This is a genomic window from Scytonema hofmannii PCC 7110 (assembly GCF_000346485.2).
Lineage (GTDB): Bacteria > Cyanobacteriota > Cyanobacteriia > Cyanobacteriales > Nostocaceae > Scytonema > Scytonema hofmannii.
This window is the reverse complement of sequence record NZ_KQ976354.1, coordinates 11,478,207-11,498,923: the sequence shown is the minus strand read 5'-3', so window position 1 is coordinate 11,498,923 and position 20,717 is coordinate 11,478,207. Positions and strand designations below refer to the sequence as shown.

Genomic DNA, 20,717 nt, shown 5'->3' with positions numbered 1-20,717 from the left:
CATGCCCTATTCTCTACACAACTTGTTCCACTTCTGCAATTTCTGGAATCATTTCCCGAAGGCGTCGCTCAATACCCATTCTGAGAGTCATAGTAGAACTGGGGCAAGAACCACAAGCACCTTGTAACCGCAGTTTGACCACAGGACCATCAAGCTCTACAAGTTCCACGTTACCGCCATCAGATATAAGGTAGGGACGCATTTCATCTAAAACTGTTTCAACATTGTCAATTGTGAGTTCCATAGTTTTAAACCTCGTAAGTTAAAGATAGGAAATTGGCTAACCTACTACTAAAACAATCCTACTAGATTTAATTGGGCATGCTCCATGCCCCACTCCCCACTCCCCACTTCCTAATCTTGCGTATCGCCATCCGAGCTTGAAATTATGAGTGGTTGCTGATATAAAGGGACTGTAAAAGTTACTGTTGAGCCAAGCCCTTCACCTAAACTATAAAAATTCACTTCACCACCCATCGCCTCAACCAGCTTTTGAGAGATCGCCAACCCCAAACCCGTACCGCCATACTGACGGGTGCGAGAACCATCTACCTGGCTGAATAAGTGAAACAGTTTGTCTTGTTTGTCGAGGGAAACTCCAATACCCGTATCGGCTACACGTACACGCACCATACCGGGGAGTTGTCGGTCTTGGAAAGTGACTTTTTTGCGAACAACATCAGCGCTAACAGTTATGCCCCCTTCATGGGTAAATTTAATGGCGTTACCAATTAAATTTAACATCACCTGCTTTAATCGCTGGTAATCGCCTTGAACAATAATTTCATCTGACGTGGCTGGCATTTGCATTCGGAAACTGAGGTTTCTCCCCTCTGCTTGAGGGCGCATAAAATTTTCTACATCACTAAATAGCTCATCTAATTTCACCGAACGCAGCTCCAATTCCATTTTGCCTGCTTCGATTTTGGCAATATCTAAAATATCGTTAATAATATCAAGCAAATATAATGATGATTTGTGTGATTCTTGCAGAAATTGCTTTTGTTCTTCGGGATCGTCTGCCATGCCCTCTAAAATCAGCTTTAAGAAGCCAATAATACCGTTGAGCGGCGTTCGCAATTCATGAGTGACATTGGCAAGGAAATCTCGAATGCGGCGAGTGGCTTGTTCGGCTTCCTGACGCGCGGCTTCTAATTCTTTGTATAAAGTTGCGTGAGCGATCGCAGTTCCAAGTTGATCTGCGACATCTTTTGCCAAATCGAGGTCATCTGCTGTGATGAGACAACATGAATCGCGAAGAGTTGCAGCAATTAACCCATTGGGTTGATCCTGGTAACATGTAGCAATCACCAGCGTTTTTTGCTGCTCTAATTGAGGATGTTGAGGGGCCTCTACTACAATTGGTTCCAGAGTTGAGATTGCCCGAGCAAAGCCAGACTCAGAATCAAAATCTATTTCCAAGCCCAGCATTGATCCTCTGGTTGACTGGTGGTATTCTGCTGTTACCTCTACCTTCGTACTAGACGAGTGATACGGACAGATAATACAACGTTCTAGTTGTAACGCTTTCCCCAAACTATCCACTGTTTGCTGCCAAATAGTATCCAAGTCCAATGTACGCCGGATATTTCTGGTGATTTGATTGATCAGTTTTTGGTGGCGATGGGAACGTAACGCCGAATTTAGCACTACGGGCTTTTGAGGTGTCAAGCTTTCCGGTTGACTTGTTGTTACTTCTTGTACGAGCCGTCCCATCACTAGAACATTTGTTGAGACACTTCCTACAGAAGACATTATTGGACTAATGGTCAACTCCAACTCAAACAACTGCTGACCGTAGCTAAACCAGCATTGATATTTTTCCGGTACCAAAGTTGTCAAAATCTGCCGCAACTTTTCCAAATAGGCAGATCGATCCTTTGGAGCGAAGACTTGCTCTGCGCTCGCATCATCAAGTAACATTTCCGGACTTAACCCCACTCTCTCGCTGTGTTGCCAGTAAAAAGTCAGGTAGCGTCCTGTTTTCTCTTGGGTATACACCAACTCGGCTCCTAAATTTGCCCACAAGCCATTAGTGTTACTGGTAGTAGTTTCCGAATTTTGTGACAATAGATTTGACCGTTGTGAGTTAGCAGTAATACTCATGGCTCGAGTTGGATACATATCAAGGGCAACCCAATAAATCTTTGCTAGTCGCTGCATAAAGTTTGGCATAAATTTTTACAGCAATAGCACAATTGAGATTTAGTTTTAGGTTGTTCTGAAGTTTAGTTGGTAAAATTTTACATTTTTTTAACATTCCTCGATTTATCTATTTTCATCTCAGTCATTCCACTCACCCCGAGGAGGTAAGGGTTTGCGTACTGGCGTGCGTGTGAGTTCATCATCTCTTGGCGTATCACCCCTTAACCATTGGCGAATTGCCACTTCAATCACTTTACTAGGATCGTTGGTTAAATGCTGAATTTGCTCTAGTAGTTCAGAGTCCAGGCGAATTGCTATTTCTACCTTATCGGCTCCTCTTTGTTCCGCATCGGTAGATTTCTCTTTCATAGTCATAGGAAGATGTACTCTCGATCTTTTGAAAGGCTTGTCAAGTAGCTCTCTTCAAACATTAGGGCGAATCGCGAGTGCTTCTCGCTCCTTTTAGTGTGTAGATCGCACTTGTTGTTTATTGTACGCTTCTAATTGGTGAATACTAGTCATACCATTTTGGATTTTAGATTTTGGATTTTGGATTGAGAAAGCTTTGCTTGGAATAAATTTCACACTACGATCTGTCGCATTCTTTTTTCAACTTGGTATCATCTGCTCACTGGTCAGGTGGTCACTGGTCAGGTGGTCACTGGTCAGGTGCTCACTGGTCAGGTGGTTATTGGGCATTAGCTCAGAAAGCATTACAATACGTTAAAGTATATTGCTCTTTTATTCTTTATTGCCTCTAAAGCAAAGAAGTCTATGACTGACGTTCCCGCATCTCGCATTCGTAATTTCTGTATTATTGCTCACATAGACCACGGAAAATCTACCCTTGCTGACCGTTTGTTACAAGTGACTGGTACTGTGGAGCAGCGAGAAATGAAAGAACAATTTCTCGATAACATGGATCTAGAACGGGAGCGCGGCATTACCATTAAGCTGCAAGCTGCCCGCATGAATTATAAGGCAAAAGATGGTCAGACTAATGTCCTGAATCTTATTGATACTCCAGGACACGTAGACTTTTCTTATGAGGTATCCCGCAGTCTTGCAGCTTGCGAAGGCGCACTGCTTGTCGTGGATGCTTCTCAAGGTGTCGAAGCTCAAACCTTGGCAAACGTTTATTTGGCTCTAGAGCATAATTTGGAAATTATACCAGTGCTGAATAAAATTGATTTGCCAGGGGCAGAACCAGACCGAGTTATCAAGGAAATTGAAGAAATTATCGGTTTGGATTGCAGTGGTGCAGTTCTGGCTTCTGCTAAGGAAGGTATTGGCGTTAATGAGATTTTAGAAGCAATTGTTGAGCGGATACCACCACCACAAAATACGGTAGATGAGCGTCTAAGAGCATTGATTTTTGATAGCTACTATGATAGCTATCGAGGGGTGATTGTTTATTTCCGGGTCATGGATGGTAAGTTGAAGAAGGGCGATCGCATTTACCTCATGGCATCTGGCAAAGAATACGAAATTGATGAGGTTGGAGTACTTTCTCCCACTCAAAAGCAAGTAGATGAATTACATGCTGGAGAAGTGGGCTACCTATCAGCAGCAATCAAAGCTGTAGCAGATGCACGGGTGGGTGATACTATTACGCTCTCTAGTTCCAAAGCGACTGAAGCATTACCCGGTTATACAGAAGCCAACCCAATGGTGTTCTGTGGAATGTTCCCTATTGATGCTGACCAATTTGAAGATTTGCGCGAAGCACTAGACAAACTGGAACTCAATGACGCTGCATTGCATTTTGAACCAGAAACCTCAAGTGCGATGGGTTTTGGTTTTCGTTGCGGTTTCTTGGGTTTGTTGCACATGGAGATTGTCCAAGAACGCTTAGAACGAGAGTACGATTTAGATCTCATCATTACTGCCCCGTCAGTAGTGTACAAGGTGACAACCCTTAAAGGCGAGGAAATTTACATTGATAACCCCAGCCGCTTACCCTCACCTAATGAACGGGAAAAAATTGAGGAACCTTACGTTCAGGTAGATATGATTACACCGGAAACTTACGTCGGTACTTTGATGGAGTTGGCGCAAAATCGACGTGGTGTGTTTAAGGATATGAAATATCTCACCCAAGGGCGTACTACACTGACATACGAACTACCTTTGGCAGAAGTTGTCACCGACTTTTTTGACCAAATGAAGTCTCGATCTCGGGGTTATGCCAGCATGGAATATCAGTTGATTGGTTACCGAGAAAATCCCTTAGTCAAGTTGGATATTATGATCAACGGTGACCCTGTTGATTCTTTGGCAATGATTGTTCACCGGGATAAAGCTTACGGTGTTGGGCGATCGATGGCGGAAAAACTCAAAGAACTCATTCCCCGCCATCAATTTAAAGTACCCATCCAAGCATCCATTGGTAGCAAGGTAATCGCTAGCGAACACATTCCAGCATTACGGAAAGACGTTCTTGCTAAGTGCTACGGTGGTGACATCAGCCGTAAGAAGAAACTCTTGCAGAAGCAGGCAAAAGGTAAAAAGCGGATGAAGTCTGTAGGTACGGTGGATGTCCCGCAAGAAGCTTTTATGGCAGTTCTGCGTTTGGATCGGGAAAGTTAATCTCGGTTTTTATTTGCTCAGATCCCCGACTTCTCAAAGAAGTCGGGGATCTTGCATATCCTTTTTACACGACATAGTGGTCATGAAGGCATGACTAAAGTCATAAACTCTATATGACTTTTATCTATATTTGAGTGAGATGAAATTAGCTACTCTACAAATATCTAATAAACAATACCAAATTGTGATAGATAATATTATCTGTCTTTTCAAAAATCACCCTCTTGGGTGAAGCTCATAGGATAGATGTACGATTAAAGTTTTCTAATTTAAACTTGAAGCAAACCTTTGAAACATGGCTTTTGCAGTACGCACTGCTTGATGTAACAAGAAATCTCTAGAAATTCAATATTAATTGAGAATATGGCTTTAATTAGTGAGATAGTACGAAAAGCAATAACTACTGGATATTTGAGTATTGATACCGTTGAGTGGTTGCAAAAGCTGCTAGAAACTGGATATGAGCCAGAAGACGTTGCTGCATTGATGAGATTGCATCAAGCGGTAGTTACTGGGCGTGTGAAAGACAAGCCCAAGGCTCTGAATAGCTCCCAGATGCAAAAAAATAACCGAGGTATCGTAAAGATGAAACTTATATATCAACAAACCTCTGTAGCAGTTAGCCTTGGGACTATTGTTTTTGCCCTATCAAACAATACTTAACGCTCGTAAGGAGAAAGAAGGAAGACCGTGCGTTGTATCCCCATCAATAAATTGAGGGGATTTTCAGAGTGAAAAACCTTTATGAATCCATCAATAAATTGAGGGGCTTTTGACCCATTTGTCAGAAGAAAGAGAGTTAGACTTTGAGATATAAACGAAAATCCCAACCTTCTTCCCTCTTTCCTCTTCCTTCTTCCTTATTTTGGTAAACAAAATGATGTTTGATATTAGATGAGGGTCACAAAATTAAACTTAAATTTGAAAATATAAGGCTTAGTTTTGTGCATTTGAAGAACTTTTCACCTTACCTTTTACAAGGCATTCATTATGAAACTTTTATACCTTAGTACTGTATGCGTAATTGTCGCTACAATTGTTGCTCTTCGTCACTATCAAAGCCTGACAAGTTCAATGTGTTTAAGCACTGATAACACATCTTTGAATAGCTTATCTTCAAAAAAATCGGCGTATAATTTTTTAGTTGGGAGCGATCGCAGTTTCAATTAACAATTGCTTCAATTCGTTTTTGTAAATTGGCATTTCGTTTGATGAACAACATATAACTACCATCCTCTCACTTGCAAATAGCCTCTAGAGCATCGGTACAGTAATACCAAAAACCCGGTTTCTTTAGGTTGAGCCTACGAGAGATCGAGCTTTGCAGGAGAGAGAAACCGGGTTTTTTGCCTCATTTTTGAATACTGTACCGTCGTTCTAAATATCACATTTCTGGAGAAACCGCAATCCTTCTCTAGGACAAAATAGTTACACTTACGTCGAACTAAAATCCCTCAAGTTGTCTGTTGGTAACCTTTTTTGCGGAATAATCTAAGTAGATATTCTGAAAAGAATTATTGTTGTAACAACAAGGGAAAATCATGGCTATCATCAAAATCACTGAATTACAATCCGTCAACCAAGTTGAAGAACTTAGCAATGAAGATTTAACGTCTGTAGTAGGTGGATTAGTAGGCGGATTATTAGGCCCAACCGAACCAGGCGCTGCAGGAGGCGGACCCTTTGACATAATACCAATCGTTGGCCCACTACTAAGCGGACTCCTAGGTGGATTCCTTGGGGGACCAGCAGTATAACTGAAAAAACTTGAGACGTTGTCCCAAGTTTTTTCAGTAGTAAAATTCTCATTGTGTCTATTGTATTAATAAGCACAAAAAATGAAAACTGGATTTTGGGAAATCTTCCCAAAAGTTGAGGACGGTTTTGTGAAGAACTCTGTAATTTTGTTTGTACTTGAAGAGGAAACTGCAGTTCCTCTTTTCTGCAAACCACGCACTCCTTGAACTAAACGAAAGCTTGGGACATTGTTCCAAGTTTATTTTTTTGAGTAAACACTCAAATCCTCAGTGTAGCAGTATAGGCTTTGAAGCAGAATTAGGAACAGATTTCTTCCTGCGTGTAAGTAGCAGGTATACCGAAGGCACAAAGTAGAGTGACAGCAAACACACGCCTCCCAAACCACCAGCAATAATAATTGCCAGTGGATTCCAGAAACCTGTTGGATCGAACAAAAGCGGTGTAAAGCCAGCAGTATCGGTAATAGTTGTGGCAATCATATGGCGGGGGGGGGACACAACAACTTCTTGTACGGCTGAACGATCGCCCAACCTAGCACGTGGATCTGCCTGCAAAGCTGCCAGAACAACAGTTGCTTCATTGACTGCAATTCCTATCAGCCCAATGGTACCGAGAATTGCTGTGAAACCAAAAGGGTAGCCAGATATCCATAAAGCCAGCAATCCCAGTCCCACTGAAAGTAAAGCGATGATACCGATGCATCCAGCCAAAGCAAATGAGTTAAAAGTCAGTACTAGTGTTGCTGTCATCAGCACCCCTAAGACTCCAACTGTAGATAACAAATTGGCAATTGCAGTACCGCGCTCTTCAGCTTCTCCACCAAATTCTAAAGTATAGCCTGGAGGAAGTTGCAATTTTTTTAATTGTATGCGTTGTTGAAATTCAGAGAGAACAACCGCAGGAAGTGCTCCCGCAGTGATAAATCCTTGAATAATATTGACTCGTCTTCTGTCGCGACGAGGAATTACTGCTAAATCTGGAACTAGTTGTACTTCACCAACAGATGCGAGGGGAATGGTTTGATTGTTTTCCGAATTTGAAGCTTGGTTGGGTAGTAAGTCAAGAGTAGCGATTCGGTCTAGATCGCTACGATTAGAGTCAGATATACGTACACGCACGGGCAGTTCTTCCGTTGATTCTAATACAGAACCTCCAGTTGTACCTTCAAGGGTCGTGTCGAGTTGACGGGCGATAGCACTGCGATCGAGTCCCACGACTCGTGCTTGTTCTTCATCGACTTTTATTGCCAGTTTTGGTTGTGCTTCTGTCAAACTAGCACGGGTGTGAAGTACATCTTGAATTAGCGATAGTTCTGCACGAATTTGATTACCAAATTCTCGGAGCTTTTCTAAGTCAGGTCCGTACACGCGAACTTCAACTGGTGCATCAAATGGGGGTCCTTGCTCAATTTGCCGCACGAGGACTTGAGCGCTGGGAAATGCTTTGTCAAGCTCATCCTGTAAACTTTGAATCATGCGACTCGGTAAAACATTTGGTCGCAATTGCACTAGTCCTTGAGCGTAATTTGCTGCATTTTCCCTTTTACCAACAACGTTGTAATAGAAAGTTGGCGCACTTTCCCCTACCAACCAGTGGACATCCACAATATCAGGATGCTTGAGAATTAAATTCCGTGCTTGCAGAACTTGGGCTTGTGTCTGGCTTAAAGCAGCTTGGCTTGGCAATTCAAAATCAATGTAGAATTGGTTTCGACCTGCAGGAGGAAAAAATTGCTGTTTTAGATCCAAACTGAGGGTAAACCCAGTCACTGGCATTAGGAGAGCCAAACTGACTGCAAGCATAGGTCGGCTAAATGTTTTCTGTAACGTCCAACGGTAAACTCGGGTCAAACTGGGATGGGAGAAACCTTGTTCCAGCCAAGTTGGAATTCGAGAGTTTTGCTTCCTGGTGTGAAGTAAACCTGACAAAGCAGGAAGAATAGCCAGTGAAATCAACAGTGAACTAACAAGTCCAAGAATTCCGCTAATTCCAATAGTGCCAGTGAATTCCCCTACACCACCAGGGGCTAGAGCAATGGGTAAAAAAGCTAACACTGTTGTGACTGTTGAACTGAGCAAGGGAATACCCATGTGACGCACGCTGTCTGTGATCGCTCTTAGCGCAAGCCGTACCCGGCTTATCGCATCTTGCGAACTCATTCCTTGATGCAGTCGAATTTGCACTTCATCTGCCATGCAAATAGCATTATCTATTAACAGACCGATAGCGATAATTAATCCCGTCATCGATATCTGATGCAAGGGAACGCCTAAAACTTTCATCCCTCCAAACACAAGCAGGGTTGCTAAGGGCAAAGTTGCACCAACTACGACGGCGGAGCGCCAGCCCATTGTAAATAAAATCACAATCATAGCCAGCACTGAACCAGTCACCAACTCTTGAATGACCCCTCTAATACGGTTCTTGACATAATGGCTTTGGTCAAGAACGGTTTTGATACTGATACCATTGGGTAATTCGGATTGAAATTTCTTGAGAACTTGACGTGCTGATTCCGCCCAGGTATCGACTCGGATTCCTGACTCAACTGTGGCTGCGATGATAATGGCGGGGTTGCCAGACACAAAGGCTAAACTATTTGCTGGCTCAGTAATACCTTTGCTAACTTGAGCAATGTCGCTTAAACGTGTTACTTGTGCCGATCGATTGGCGCGAATGGGAATATTGCGAATGCGATCGAGAGAGTCTAATTCCCCAGAAACTTCAAACAAGAGTTCGTTAGTAGTACTGCGGAGTTGTCCTGCACTAACCTTGGCATCACTCGCTTGAATTTGACGGGATAATTCTTCAGTGGTTAACCCTAACATTGCCAAATGAGCGGGGTTGATTTCGACTCGAATTTCTTCTTCTGGATCGCCAAAGAGTTCCACTTTGTCAGTACCGTAAAGCGATCGCACCCTATCTTCTAATGTTTCCGACAATCTACGTAAAACTGCGTAATTTACAGGTGTATTGTCTTGCCAAACTAAGCCAGCAATGAGGGAATTGGCTTTGACTTCTTGGTCTTCGTACTTGGGCTGTAATGCTCCTGGCGGTAGTTGCGCGATCGCGTCATCAATCTGACTCCGAATCTTTGCCCAAACCTTCTCAACATCTTCTACTGTTTCTTTCAGGTTGACGGTAACGATGGAAATTCCAGTATCAGACCGAGATTCGAGAACATCTACTTCTTCAATCTCGGATAATTCTTGCTCAATGGGTTCTGTGACTAATATTTCTACTCTCTCAGCAGTGGCTCCGGGAAATAACGTTGTGACGGTTGCAACTCTTTGGGTTATTTCCGGATCTTCTAGACGAGGAAGGGAGAAGAAGGAAGATAATCCCCAGACAAGAATGAGTGTCAAGGTGAGGATGAGTAGTTGGCGGTTGCGATAGAAAAGGGTCAACATTTGAGGGAGTGGGGAGTGGTGAGTGGGGAGTGGTGAGTGGGGAATGGAGGTTAGGGGGTAGGGAAAGAAGTACTATTTTCCTACTCCCTACTCCCTACTCCCTACTCCCTAACCCCTTTAAGGCTGGACTAACTGACCTGGTACAATTCGCTGGGTGCCATCGACTATTACTATGTCAGTATGTTGGAGTGTTCCTCGCACGAGAACGCGGTTTCCCTGGGTGTGCAATACTTCTACGTTGCGCTGTTCAACTCGGTAAGATGGTGTTCTGTCTTGTGAATTTTTTTCTGTCCCTAGGGCATAACAAGACCACAGACCGCGTTCCCCTTTTACTAATGCGGCAATTGGTAACCAGTATCCAGTTGTTGAGATGGTTTGTGGAAGCGCTAATCTTGCAATTTGTCCGGGTGCTACTGATTGAGCTAAAGAGTTCTCTAATGTCAGCACTATAGTGCGAGTGCGAGTTGTGAGATTGACTTCTGGCAAAATTGATAAAACTCTACCTCGGTAAATTGTTTGTCCAACTTGCACATTCTGTTGACTACCTGGTTTAATCTGTGCAGTTAATTGCACGGGGATACCAATTTCTACTTCTGGGTTAGCGTTTTCTACCAAGCGCACTACTGACTGAGCTGCATTGACAACAGTGCCTTCATCTAGCCTACGTGCGGCAATTATTCCGGAGAAAGGAGCTTTGATTGTACTCTTGGCAATGTTAACTTTTACCTCAGCAATGCTGGCATCTAACTGTTTGACTGCTGCTTGCTGTGCTGCAATCTGTTCTTTGCGGGTTCCTGCTAAGAGTTCATCTAATTCACTGCGAGCAACTGCTAGACGTTGTATTAAGGCATTGGCGTTGAAAGCCACTTCGTCATACTGCTCTTTAGAAATGGCTCCTTGAGTGTATAAATTTTGTCGCCGAGAACGTTTGATTTCTTCTAGCTTTAAGAGTTCTTCTAATTGTCTGACTTGGGCGCGGGCGGCAGCTATTTTCTCTAAGCGCGGTCCGGCTTTGAGTTCTTCTAGAACTGCTACGGCTTGGGCTTTACGGGCAAGCAATTCTTGGAATTGAGTTTCTAGATTACTGGTATCAAGTTGTGCTAGGGCAGTTCCCTCTGTGACGCGATCGCCGCGATCAACATTGAGCTTGACAACTCTTCCCGATCGCTCAAAACCTAATTCACTTGCTCGTAGTGCTGCCACTTCTCCTGTATAAGTTTGCAACACTTGATAGGACTTGACTGCTTCTACCCGTTGAGTTTTCACTGGGAGAATACGGAGAGGAGAAGTTTGTTGTGTGTCTTTATTTTTATTTGTAATTGTAATTGTAAGACTTATTGCGATCGCACCTGCCAAAATGAATATCCATCGTCTCCATTTGAGTGGTGATACGGCTTCCACTAAGTTATGACTGCTCATCGGCAATACCGTATCGTGCTTTACAGACCCATCACTCATAAGTTCTGCCCTCGTAGAAATTCTCAACATTGCACGACAATACAGGCGTTCCTCATGGCTACAGCCACGATCGGGAATGCCGTTCTTAAATCAATTTTTTTAATTAAATTAAGTTTATGCAAAAAATTGCATAAACTCTGTTTCTGCTAATGTATATTCAATACATTGTTCGTGTCAAGAGGTTGCGATCGTGGCGCTAGCACACGCTGTTATGTCTTTGTTGGCGAAAAAAGCCTACAGTGGCTATGAAATTGCAAAGGAATTTGAAGGTAGTGTTGGTTATTTTTGGCAAGCGACTCACCAACAGATATATCGAGAACTGAAAAAGCTAGAAGAACAAGGCTGGGTAAGTGTCGAAGTTATTGCCCAGGGAAAACCTTTGGACAAGAAAATTTACCATCTAACTGAACTCGGACAGCAAAAGTTGGCGGAGTGGATTGACGAAGAGTGCGAACTTGGACCAATTAGGGAAGACATTATGGTTAAAGTTTTTGCAGGTAAGTTGGTGTCTCCTCAGGTGTTACTTCAACAGTTAGAACAAAATCGCCGTCTCCACTTGAAGCGGTTAGAAGCATATAAAGATATAGAAAAGCGCCTTTTTGCACATCCAGAAGAACTGTCTTATGGCGAGTTGTGTCAATACACCGTTTTAAAGATGGGCATTTGCTGTGAGAAGGCGTGGAACAGTTGGTGTGAGGAGTCGATAGAAGTGTTGCAAAATGTAAAGGAATAATTTGTAAATTTTAAAGTTTACTCAAATACATACTGTTCCGCCACTTTCCAATAACGAGAAAAGCGCTTGAGGTCAATATAGCCGTCGTAGTCAAAAAATGGGTCTACCTCAAAGACTTCCAATTCCAAAGAACGTTCAATTTCATCACAGATAGCATCAAATCGAGGACTGGGACTATCTGCTGTGACTACTTTGTTAGTATTATGCTCTTTGGCAAATGCTAAAACTTCTTTTGCGACATCGCCACGGCGAATGACGACAGGTAATTCTAACAAGCATTCGTAGATAAAGGTGAGGCGCTTTAAGCCTAGTCGCCATTCTTCTACCAGAGCTTCGTCCCAAACCCAAATGGCTGGTGCGTCGGGGTATTCTTCAAGTGCGGGGTTTTGAGGGTTGAGACAGTCTCCGTGTATCCAGATGATTGGTTTATTCATGGGATGTGTGGATTTACGAATGGTTGGTTAGTATTGCTATCCTAGTTTTATTTATTTTTTTGAACCGCAGAGGGCGCAGAGAACGCGGAGGTAAGAGAGATATGATTGTGGACGTTGCTGAATCAAAGTATAAATCATGCGATCGCCCACTAGGTTTGTGAAATATTAAAAAATATTTCGCCAACAGCATCGCGACTAGCTTAAATGCTACTAATTGTAGTATAAGAATAATAATAGTATAAGACCTTACATTATAGTAAAAAGGGATTTATATGGAGCCAATTTCAGCTACTATAGTTGCTGCTATCGCAGGAGGGGCTGCTGTAGCACTAAAAGATGTTGCTAACAAAGCTGTTTCAGATGCTTATCAAGCCATTAAAACAATAATAGTTGATCGCTATAAAAGCAAGGCATCTATTGAAGCTTTACAAGAAAAGCCTCAATCCTCTGCTGCTCGGAATTTGCTAATTGAAACCTTGGAAGAAACTAAGGCAGATCAAGATGAAGAGGTCATAAAATTAGCGCAAAAACTGTCAGAGGCACTGAGCCAGATGCCAAAAGAAGAGGCTGAAAAATACGCTATAGACATTAAACGTTTTACAGCAGCAACTGCCACATTCAGGGATATTCAAACATCTGGAAACTATGCAATAAGTATCGGTGACACTGAGGTTCGCGAAGGTTTTGTAATAGAAGGTATTAAAACTGGCACCAGTAATGAAGACTCTAAAAAAAAAGAGCAATAGATTCGCAATCTGTTGTTCATCTCAGTCAAGTTTACGCTAGAGATATTCGTATCCAGATTGCAGATACAATCATCCTAGCTAAAAGACCTACGGTAATACCTAATCAGTTAAAGCGTAATGCTAACAGGTATTTCGTGGGGCGTGAGGAAGCTCTAAGAAGCCTAGAGACTCAGCTAACTAAAGAAACTAGGCTTGCTATTACAGCTATTAAAGGAATGGGAGGTATTGGGAAAACCGAGCTAGCTCTGCAATATGCAATTGCAGCAAGAAAGAGTAATCAATATCCTGGTGGGATTTGTTGGATCGATGTCAGAGGAAAAGATGTCGCTGATGAAATTTTAGACTTTGCAAATATTCACCTAGAATTTATTCCACCAGATAAACAATCTTCAGGTAAAGAAATTGATTTGGCTAAAAAAGTTGAAGCTTGTTGGAATCTTTGGTCACAAGCATTTCCAGAAGAAAAACTGGTAATTTTTGATGATGTTGCAGCGTATGACCAAGTTAAAGATTTTCTACCTCCTTATGATCCCAAACTCAAAGTAATCATTACAACACGTCTAAGATTGGAGCCTCTCAATATTGCTTCTTTGGTACTTGAAGTTTTACGAGAAGAAGATGCACTAAATCTTTTGGAAGCATATATTGGTAGAGAGCGACTTATTAATGAACGGAATGAGGCCAAAAAGCTTTGTGAATGGGTAGGTAATCTGCCTTTAGGTTTGAATCTTGTTGGTCGCTATCTTCGAGAGTTCAAAGAAGACACTTTGTTGGAGTTGCTTAAGCAACTCAAGAAAAAAGGTTTAGATCAGGCTGCTATGCATGAGACTGCAATCCCTATTGGTAATGGCAAAACTACAGCCGATCTTATGGAAGGAGAACGGCGATTATATGAAAGTGTTTATGCTGTTTTTGACTTGAATTGGAGTCAACTAAGACAATCGGGAAAGCAACTGGGGGCAATTCTAAGTCTGTTTGATGCTCCTGCATATACCTGGTCTCTAGTAGAAAAAGCAGTTAAGCCTTTAGATGAACAACGTGGTATAGCCAAAATTAATCTTAAGGACTTGCACTTAATTCACGAAGAAGATAGCAATCCTATTCATCCATTGATTCAAGAATTTTTTCTTAAAAAGCTGAAAGAAGATCAAGAGTTTCTAAATATTTGGGGTGTTTTATTCGATAACTTCGTTTTTCAGCAGTATATTTACGACACTGGCTATTTAGATAATGGTCTTGAACGAATTAAAAATATTCGGAGTGTATTGTCTGAAAAAGATGTTGAGGGACATATAATTCTAAATAAGATGATCGGTCACAGCTATTATGCGGATCGTCGAGAAGAAGGCACAAGAAATGCTGTTCAAAGTTTTTTGATGACCAGAGAATATGTTAAGAGTAGAAATTCTATCAACTTTGAAGGTAAGCATGAGGCATGGCTTTGGTATCAACTTTTTTGCTTGGATCATGCTCACAATCTTATAGTAGAAAAACACAAAATTGAAATTGATGGAAAAATATTTACTCCTAAAGATTTAGAAGCAGCTATAGATGAATTATTACCTGATGAATTGAAACAGTTGTCAAATCCTCCTTCTAACGTGGTTGCTCCCTATATTTTAAGAGCAGCGCATTATTGGGGGCATAGAGGCAATCAATATGGATTTTTACTTTTTAAAGATATTCAAAATCTTAACCCTGAGAAGTTTCAAGAATTGTACAGCAAAGGAATTGAGTCTTATGCTAAAGCTGCTGTCTTCAGGCTTGTAAATTTCCGATTATCTCAACCTGATGAGTATGAAAATAATTTAAAAGCTCTTTTAGTAAATGCTCCTTACGTGCCTCAATGGTTATCTGAATGGGATTCATCTTCTTTTCAAAAACATGATGTTACCCTGGAAAAGTTTACTAGCTCTGCTCAAGCTATTGGAGATACCGCTCATCAGTACAGAGGAATTGCTGATATTAGATTATGGGGATATCTGTATCAGGCTAAAAAAGGCAAAAATGACCGAGAGTTTATACAAGAAGCTGAGAGATTAGTCGAGGTAACTGGCCAGTTATGGAAAGCTGCTCAAAACTTGTTAAAGCCAGAAGAGAGAATTATCAAATATTATCTTTGGATGGCTAATTTAGAGACGAAGTTTGAGCTTGTCAGAGATCAAAGTTTGGGTAACTCACTGATAAGTTGGGGAGAAGCAGAAAATAGACTGATTGCAGACCTAGATGAGCTTGAAGAAAAATATCGTCTTAGCTATCCTTGGGCAAGACAAGTTGCAATAGATCAGCTACGAAAATTTTATAACTTCCTGGAAAGCTTGTATGCTTAAATAAACTGCTGAAGTGGGATATTATGATGTCTTTTGACTCAATATCTTGTTGACTTGTCGAAGTATGCATCAAATGAAACTGTAATTACTAGGAATACAATGAAATATCCCTCAACACTTTTAGATCCTCTGGATATAGATCCGCGTAACTCCGAATTTGCTGGGCCGTATGAAATTGGATACGAACACCTATTTAAGCTATTTCCCAATTTAGATCGCCAGTTTGTATCGCTTGAAGTAGGTGCTATGATTGAAAACGGCGGTATTTCACATCTAGAATTGACAATACTTGCAGTCCTTACACGCTGGCTCGAACCTCAGCGAGTTCTTGAAATTGGAACTTTTCACGGTTGGACATCCCATAACTTAGCTCTTCAATTAAATGATGAGGCAAAGTTATTTACTATTAACCTTCCAGATGGTCAACGCCCTCGTCTCAACTCTGATGCATGGAATGGACGTTATTTTCCAGCAGGTGAGTCGTCACTTCTATTTGAAGGTCGTCCAACAGCCAATCGAATTATACAACTTAAGGCAGATACAGCGAACCTTAGTGCCAACAACTTCAGCGACACATTTGACCTAATTTTTATTGACGGCTCACACTCATTTGTGTATGTTGAAAATGATACTAAGCTTGCTCTGTCGGTTGCCAATGAGAAAGCTATTATCCTTTGGCATGATTATGGAAAGCCTGCTCATTGGGCTGGGGTGACAGAGTATTTACACCGCTCATCTCGTGAAGGAAAATTGTGGCCACTTTACTGGCTTCATCATTATACAGGTCTGCAAACCAGCCTTATTCTTTACATTCGTGGTCTCAAATGAAGGGGTAGAGTTGACAGGGGCAAAGTAAGCCTGAAAGTATTGCTGTATATGCTTTTCATCTGTTGTTTCTTATTAAGTGCTCTAGCCCTAATTCGCTTTTAATTAGCCAAAATTACCACAGGGGGGGAACGTTAAGGCGAATCTGCGAAGGTTGGTCAAGCGCCTGCTGCGGAAATATGGCTATCCGCCTGACAAGTGCGATTTTGATATATATGGGCTCATTTCTCTATGATTTTACAACCTCGTGTAAATTAATTCTATGAGTGTGGACTATTGCATAAGAATCTACTCCCACCATTGACTGGTGAAAGTAGGAATTTTTTGGTAGTTCCACTCGTAGCAGTTTACCGTTAAGCAACGTGAGTGGTTCTCCAACAAGGTGTCTCTTACTTTTATCGAGACGGAAAAGCACAATGGGGTCGTGCAAGTAGGTAATTAGAATCTTTCCTTTTGGCTCATCTTCCGCGTGAAGCAGGGATAAATCTTTCCAGTCACGCAAAATTGCTCTATACCCGAAGACTAACTGCCCGGATGATGTTGTCGAATCAAAGTAAATCCGACAGCTATTATCCCCAATGACCATTCCTTTCGCACTTTGCACCCAATTGAGAGCTTCAACATTCGCAGAAAGAGTCCAACGTTCTGAGTATTCCCAGTTAGCTTTGTACGGAAAGTCAAAACCTTGTGGAATAAGGAACTTCTTCTCACTCTCAGATTCATCACAGACCAAAAATTCTTCGAGAAGCTCACGCACAGCACATAAAGATGGCTTCTTGTCACGGTGTGCGTCCCAATACCCAGAGATCAGAGCAAGAGTCTCTCCACTTACACCCCGTCGAGTAAATGCTGCATACACTTCTCCAGTAGGAGAAACAACTTCAAGAGCTATTGAAACTCCAAGGTTTGCCAGTTTAAAACCATTGGGTTGGAAGAGCATTTCTTGAAATAACTTTGGCTTTATTGGGGTTCGATTACGAAACATATCCATAAATGTTTCAGGTTGTTCATCCACATTTACTGTGATTTTAAACCCCGCAGACTGATAGAACTGAGCGTGAACAACCAGATTTTGAAAGTCTTTACTAGAGCGTTGATCTAAAACAAGGTCATTACGTAAATTTAAATAACGTATTATCAAACGCCAAATCAATGAAAACATTTTCATGAATTGTTTTTTTAATCAGGTGGGTGGGATGGGCTAGTCTTTAAATATACTATGGATTAGTAGGTTTCGCGACAGAGCAAAACTAGCGTGTTCAGACAACAAATAATTTATTACCCAACAATAAATAATTAATTTTGAGGTTAAATTAAGTAAGTGCAGGTAAATAAACTAAAAATGACTCTATGATGATATGACGATTTAATGAATGGTGTGCTAATAACCGACTCCGTTAAATATAATGATAATCTTTAAAAGATGCGGTCGGCAGTTGCTGTTGCTAACCTGACGGGGCGACAAAAGTGCTAGGATAAAGACAGAATAGGTTCTATCTAATTATCTGCTCCAGTTTTGTAAAGGACGAAAATGCACTCATAAGTACTTCTTATAATTTTTTTCGCTGTTTACCTTCTAGCTTGTCTAGCATTAGCTGCATTTTGACTGCGATCTCTTAATCAATCTACGCTTTATTAAGTAAAACACACTGAAATTGAATATTTCCGGTTATATTATGGCTATGAAGCTATAAACTCTTTTCAGATTAAGGCGCAAAGAAGCTTACCGTCGCTTTTTCCCTTTTTGCCAGCTTTGACTGTTGGGTTGTTTGGTGAATTCTCCTTTGGGAAAAAGTTTTGCTTCTATGGCTTCATAAGTTCCTTCAAAATCACAATGATCGTATAGTGGACATTGCCGACAGTAAACGCCTTCGGTATAGCGTTCCAGGTTTTCGCGGTTGAAAAAATAGGGTTTGTGGCTAAATGTGCTAGCTACCCATTGCCATGACATATTATTACTGGCTGGATCGCCATCCAGAAGGTGTTCGAGAAACCACTTTGCGCCTGCTTGCCAACGGATGCGCCGCCAATGCACTATATATGCTGCAATCCACATACGTGCATGGTTGTGCAAGTAACCAGTCACCCGCAACTCCCGGCTAAAGCTGTCTACACAAACTCGCCCTGTGGTTCCTTGTTTAATGTCATTGGGTAATTCGGGCGCATATTCAGCGACAGTGTAACCAGTTTTATATTCTTCTTGGTCTTTCCAAATCCCATCACCTAGTTTGGCATACAGTCTTTGCCAGTAATCGCGCCAACCTAATTCATTAACCAATTTTGTAGCATCATCTTGGTTTTTAACTTTTTCCAGGGCGTATTCCTTAACTTCGCGTAAACTAAGTACGCCATAGCGAAGATAGGGAGAAAGCCGAGTGACAGCACCAGTAAAAAAGTTACGTGTTTTTCCGTAGCGTGCTGGATCTACTTTTTGCAATGCTTTATTTGCGGCTTTGCGTCCGCCTACGGTTTCGCTGACATTGTCATCCCGTTGTGCGGCTTCAGGAAATTGTTCGCGGAGGTAAGCTACAAGTTCATCGCGGTTAGTAAACTCGCGTCGCATATCATTAGTCATGTTTCACTAGAATTGCAGGTTATAAAAGCCAGGTAGTTCAATGGCGCTAGCAAATTTGCCTCCGCAGCCTCAGTCATTATTATGACCGATCGCGACAAGCGATCGCATTGGTGTGACACTATTTCAATATCGAGGACATTTATGAGCGCTCCTCGTATTTCACTATCTAAATAAAAATAATTAAATCGATAAATACGTATTGATTACAGGAGGTTCACGTGGCATTGGCAGAGCCATTGCCTTTAAGTGCGCTCGGATTCAAAAGCCTTTGTAGAATAGCGCCTTAGTAAACCAGAAGCATTTCTAAAAACTTTTCAAACAAATTTCCTTGCAGATTAAAAATTTTCCAAACTAAACTAGCACATAAAGACTTCTATTTTATTAAATACTGTGAGTTGGAAAAGTTTTTACAAAAATCATCAAAGGAATATTCTTGGAACGGCTTTGTTGGGAGCCAGTTTTTCCACACTATATTTTCTTTTAGCTCGTCAGGGATTGATGGTTCCCTTGACGGCAATTCCAGAGGTAGTTTGTCTAACAGGGTGTCCGTCACAACAAGTCTTACACATTCCTCCTACAGGCAAAGAATTATTGAACTACAACAAACCTCTTTCACAACTTATTAATAGTGCAAATGTTAAAGAGAAAACCTCTATTTTGATTGAAAAGTCAAAGTATCGACTCACAGTTTACTACAATCAAAAACCATTGAAGTCCTACTATTTCTTGTGCATCGCCGGACGATAGATTTAAGGAACTCATTTTTGTTAACTCCTAAAATAAACTTCTCGAACGTTCTATCAAGAAGTACATGACTTTAGATCTTCTTGAATCGTCTTTTACGCTTCTCTAGGAAACTATATCATTTAACTTCACAAATAAATTATAGTTTTGACATAAAAAATCAGACATATATACTTAAAATAATAGGAATGTCTATTTAAACTTACATGAAAACTGACTCAATTTTTTATCGTCTCTTTCAAACATTTCCAGAAGCTTTTTTTGAACTTATTGCCCAGCAAGAAACGGAAGCCAACGCCTATGATTTTGCTTCCGTGGAATTAAAACAAACAGCTTTTCGGATAGATGGAATCTTTCTTCCTACTCCTGATTTAAAGGAAAAACCGATTTTCTTTGTTGAAGTTCAATTCCAAAAAGATCCCGCACTATACGCCCGGTTATTTTCGGAAATTTTTCTCTACATACGCCTTTATGCACCTACTAAAAAGTGGCGAGCTGTTGCGATCTTTGCCAGACGCAGCATAGAACCAAAGGAAGTAGATCCATTCGTGACTTTATTAGGAAGCGAACAAGTCACGTGTTTGTACTTAAACGAGCTAGGGGATATAGCTGAGCAATCATTGGGAATTGGGATAATGAAGTTAGTAGTGGAGACAAGAAAACGTACTCCACAAGCAGCACAAACTTTGGTGGATAAAGCGCGTGCGGAACTCCCCAAACAAGCACAACAGCAAGTGTTAGACTTGATAGAAACAATTGTACTGTACAAACTGCCACGTATTAACCGTCAGGAGTTAGCTAAAATGTTCAGACTTAGTGATTTTGACATCAAGAAGACAAGGTACTACGAGGAAGTTCGCGAAGAAGTTAAAGAGGAAGTTCGCGAAGAAGTTAAAGAGGAAGTTCGCGAAGAAGTTAAAGAGGAAGTTAAGCAGGAAGAAGCACTACAGTTAATTGTGCGACAACTTCA

Annotated in this window: 17 protein-coding genes and 1 pseudogene; 10 read left to right on the top strand and 8 right to left on the bottom strand. The window is 41.4% G+C overall.

All coding sequences use genetic code 11. The annotated features are described in order from the left end of the window. Positions 1 to 13: 13 nt before the first annotated feature. From WA1_RS48450 to WA1_RS48440, 3 genes are all read right to left on the bottom strand, one after another. Positions 14 to 244: a NifU family protein gene (locus WA1_RS48450; RefSeq protein WP_017742395.1), complete on the bottom strand. Its 231-nt coding sequence runs from the start codon at positions 242 to 244 to the stop codon at positions 14 to 16. A gap of 110 nt (positions 245 to 354) precedes the next feature. Beyond that, complete coding sequence (locus tag WA1_RS48445) at positions 355 to 2,106, bottom strand: ATP-binding protein (protein WP_026134543.1); 1,752 nt, start codon at positions 2,104 to 2,106, stop codon at positions 355 to 357. Positions 2,107 to 2,283: 177 nt separating this feature from the next. Next, a complete protein-coding gene (locus WA1_RS48440; RefSeq protein WP_033334838.1) occupies positions 2,284 to 2,520 on the bottom strand; it encodes a hypothetical protein in 237 nt (78 codons plus the stop codon). Between the two features lie 399 nt (positions 2,521 to 2,919). On the opposite strand from WA1_RS48440, the gene lepA reads away from it, so the two are divergent. The 3 genes from lepA (at position 2,920) to WA1_RS48425 (ending at position 6,491) form a co-directional block, all read left to right on the top strand. Continuing rightward, the gene (gene lepA, locus WA1_RS48435) at positions 2,920 to 4,734 is read left to right on the top strand and encodes a translation elongation factor 4 (protein ID WP_017742398.1); all 1,815 of its coding nucleotides are present in this window, start codon (positions 2,920 to 2,922) and stop codon (positions 4,732 to 4,734) included. Positions 4,735 to 5,097: 363 nt separating this feature from the next. After that, complete coding sequence (locus tag WA1_RS48430) at positions 5,098 to 5,397, top strand: hypothetical protein (protein ID WP_017742399.1); 300 nt, start codon at positions 5,098 to 5,100, stop codon at positions 5,395 to 5,397. An 878-nt stretch (positions 5,398 to 6,275) separates the two neighbouring features. Further along, entirely contained in the window at positions 6,276 to 6,491 is a 216-nt protein-coding gene (locus WA1_RS48425; RefSeq protein WP_017742400.1) for a Blp family class II bacteriocin, read from the top strand. Between the two features lie 267 nt (positions 6,492 to 6,758). Here the strand turns inward: WA1_RS48425 and WA1_RS48420 are convergent, their stop codons facing one another. Both WA1_RS48420 and WA1_RS48415 read right to left on the bottom strand, forming a co-directional pair. Continuing rightward, positions 6,759 to 9,902, bottom strand: coding sequence for an efflux RND transporter permease subunit (locus tag WA1_RS48420; RefSeq protein ID WP_066613322.1), 3,144 nt, complete (start codon positions 9,900 to 9,902; stop codon positions 6,759 to 6,761). A gap of 117 nt (positions 9,903 to 10,019) precedes the next feature. Beyond that, the gene (locus WA1_RS48415) at positions 10,020 to 11,360 is read right to left on the bottom strand and encodes an efflux RND transporter periplasmic adaptor subunit (RefSeq protein ID WP_017742403.1); all 1,341 of its coding nucleotides are present in this window, start codon (positions 11,358 to 11,360) and stop codon (positions 10,020 to 10,022) included. Between the two features lie 190 nt (positions 11,361 to 11,550). Here WA1_RS48415 and WA1_RS48410 point away from each other — a divergent pair, with 190 nt between their 5' ends. After that, positions 11,551 to 12,093 carry a PadR family transcriptional regulator gene (locus WA1_RS48410; protein ID WP_026134544.1) on the top strand — a complete coding sequence of 181 codons (543 nt, stop codon included), beginning with the start codon at positions 11,551 to 11,553 and terminating at the stop codon, positions 12,091 to 12,093. Positions 12,094 to 12,110: 17 nt separating this feature from the next. Here the strand turns inward: WA1_RS48410 and WA1_RS48405 are convergent, their stop codons facing one another. Further along, complete coding sequence (locus WA1_RS48405; RefSeq protein ID WP_017742405.1) at positions 12,111 to 12,527, bottom strand: hypothetical protein; 417 nt, start codon at positions 12,525 to 12,527, stop codon at positions 12,111 to 12,113. A gap of 272 nt (positions 12,528 to 12,799) precedes the next feature. Here WA1_RS48405 and WA1_RS48400 point away from each other — a divergent pair, with 272 nt between their 5' ends. The 4 genes and pseudogenes from WA1_RS48400 to WA1_RS62040 all read left to right on the top strand — a co-directional run. Then, positions 12,800 to 13,273, top strand: a complete 474-nt coding sequence (locus WA1_RS48400) for a hypothetical protein (RefSeq protein ID WP_017742406.1) — start codon at positions 12,800 to 12,802, stop codon at positions 13,271 to 13,273. A 134-nt stretch (positions 13,274 to 13,407) separates the two neighbouring features. Next, a complete protein-coding gene (locus tag WA1_RS48395; RefSeq protein ID WP_017742407.1) occupies positions 13,408 to 15,603 on the top strand; it encodes an NB-ARC domain-containing protein in 2,196 nt (731 codons plus the stop codon). A 99-nt stretch (positions 15,604 to 15,702) separates the two neighbouring features. Continuing rightward, complete coding sequence (locus WA1_RS48390) at positions 15,703 to 16,431, top strand: class I SAM-dependent methyltransferase (protein ID WP_017742408.1); 729 nt, start codon at positions 15,703 to 15,705, stop codon at positions 16,429 to 16,431. Positions 16,432 to 16,567: 136 nt separating this feature from the next. Then, positions 16,568 to 16,663 (top strand): annotated as a pseudogene (locus tag WA1_RS62040) (hypothetical protein); the annotation flags it as partial. Here the strand turns inward: WA1_RS62040 and WA1_RS48385 are convergent. Then, a complete protein-coding gene (locus WA1_RS48385; protein WP_148662911.1) occupies positions 16,658 to 17,596 on the bottom strand; it encodes a hypothetical protein in 939 nt (312 codons plus the stop codon). The pseudogene WA1_RS62040 and the gene WA1_RS48385 overlap by 6 nt on opposite strands. Before the next feature lie 555 nt (positions 17,597 to 18,151). Then, a complete protein-coding gene (locus tag WA1_RS48380) occupies positions 18,152 to 19,003 on the bottom strand; it encodes an FAD-binding domain-containing protein (RefSeq protein ID WP_017742410.1) in 852 nt (283 codons plus the stop codon). A gap of 390 nt (positions 19,004 to 19,393) precedes the next feature. Here WA1_RS48380 and WA1_RS48375 point away from each other — a divergent pair, with 390 nt between their 5' ends. Continuing rightward, entirely contained in the window at positions 19,394 to 19,750 is a 357-nt protein-coding gene (locus tag WA1_RS48375) for a hypothetical protein (protein WP_017742411.1), read from the top strand. Positions 19,751 to 19,953: 203 nt separating this feature from the next. Next, positions 19,954 to 20,717, top strand: a 764-nt coding sequence (locus WA1_RS48370) for an Rpn family recombination-promoting nuclease/putative transposase (RefSeq protein WP_272819389.1), incomplete at its 3' end; no start/stop codon positions are given.

Bases quoted from the DNA above. Each gene is read 5' to 3' on its own strand.
- WA1_RS48450 (WP_017742395.1), bottom strand. From the start codon at position 244: ATGGAACTCACAATTGACAATGTTGAAACAGTTTTAGATGAAATGCGT.
- WA1_RS48425 (WP_017742400.1), top strand. From the start codon at position 6,276: ATGGCTATCATCAAAATCACTGAATTACAATCCGTCAACCAAGTTGAA.
- lepA (WP_017742398.1), top strand. From the start codon at position 2,920: ATGACTGACGTTCCCGCATCTCGCATTCGTAATTTCTGTATTATTGCT.
- WA1_RS48430 (WP_017742399.1), top strand. From the start codon at position 5,098: ATGGCTTTAATTAGTGAGATAGTACGAAAAGCAATAACTACTGGATAT.
- WA1_RS48385 (WP_148662911.1), bottom strand. From the start codon at position 17,596: ATGAAAATGTTTTCATTGATTTGGCGTTTGATAATACGTTATTTAAAT.
- WA1_RS48390 (WP_017742408.1), top strand. From the start codon at position 15,703: ATGAAATATCCCTCAACACTTTTAGATCCTCTGGATATAGATCCGCGT.
- WA1_RS48380 (WP_017742410.1), bottom strand. From the start codon at position 19,003: ATGACTAATGATATGCGACGCGAGTTTACTAACCGCGATGAACTTGTA.
- WA1_RS48445 (WP_026134543.1), bottom strand. From the start codon at position 2,106: ATGAGTATTACTGCTAACTCACAACGGTCAAATCTATTGTCACAAAAT.
- WA1_RS48440 (WP_033334838.1), bottom strand. From the start codon at position 2,520: ATGACTATGAAAGAGAAATCTACCGATGCGGAACAAAGAGGAGCCGAT.
- WA1_RS48405 (WP_017742405.1), bottom strand. From the start codon at position 12,527: ATGAATAAACCAATCATCTGGATACACGGAGACTGTCTCAACCCTCAA.
- WA1_RS48420 (WP_066613322.1), bottom strand. From the start codon at position 9,902: ATGTTGACCCTTTTCTATCGCAACCGCCAACTACTCATCCTCACCTTG.
- WA1_RS48400 (WP_017742406.1), top strand. From the start codon at position 12,800: ATGGAGCCAATTTCAGCTACTATAGTTGCTGCTATCGCAGGAGGGGCT.
- WA1_RS48415 (WP_017742403.1), bottom strand. From the start codon at position 11,360: ATGAGTGATGGGTCTGTAAAGCACGATACGGTATTGCCGATGAGCAGT.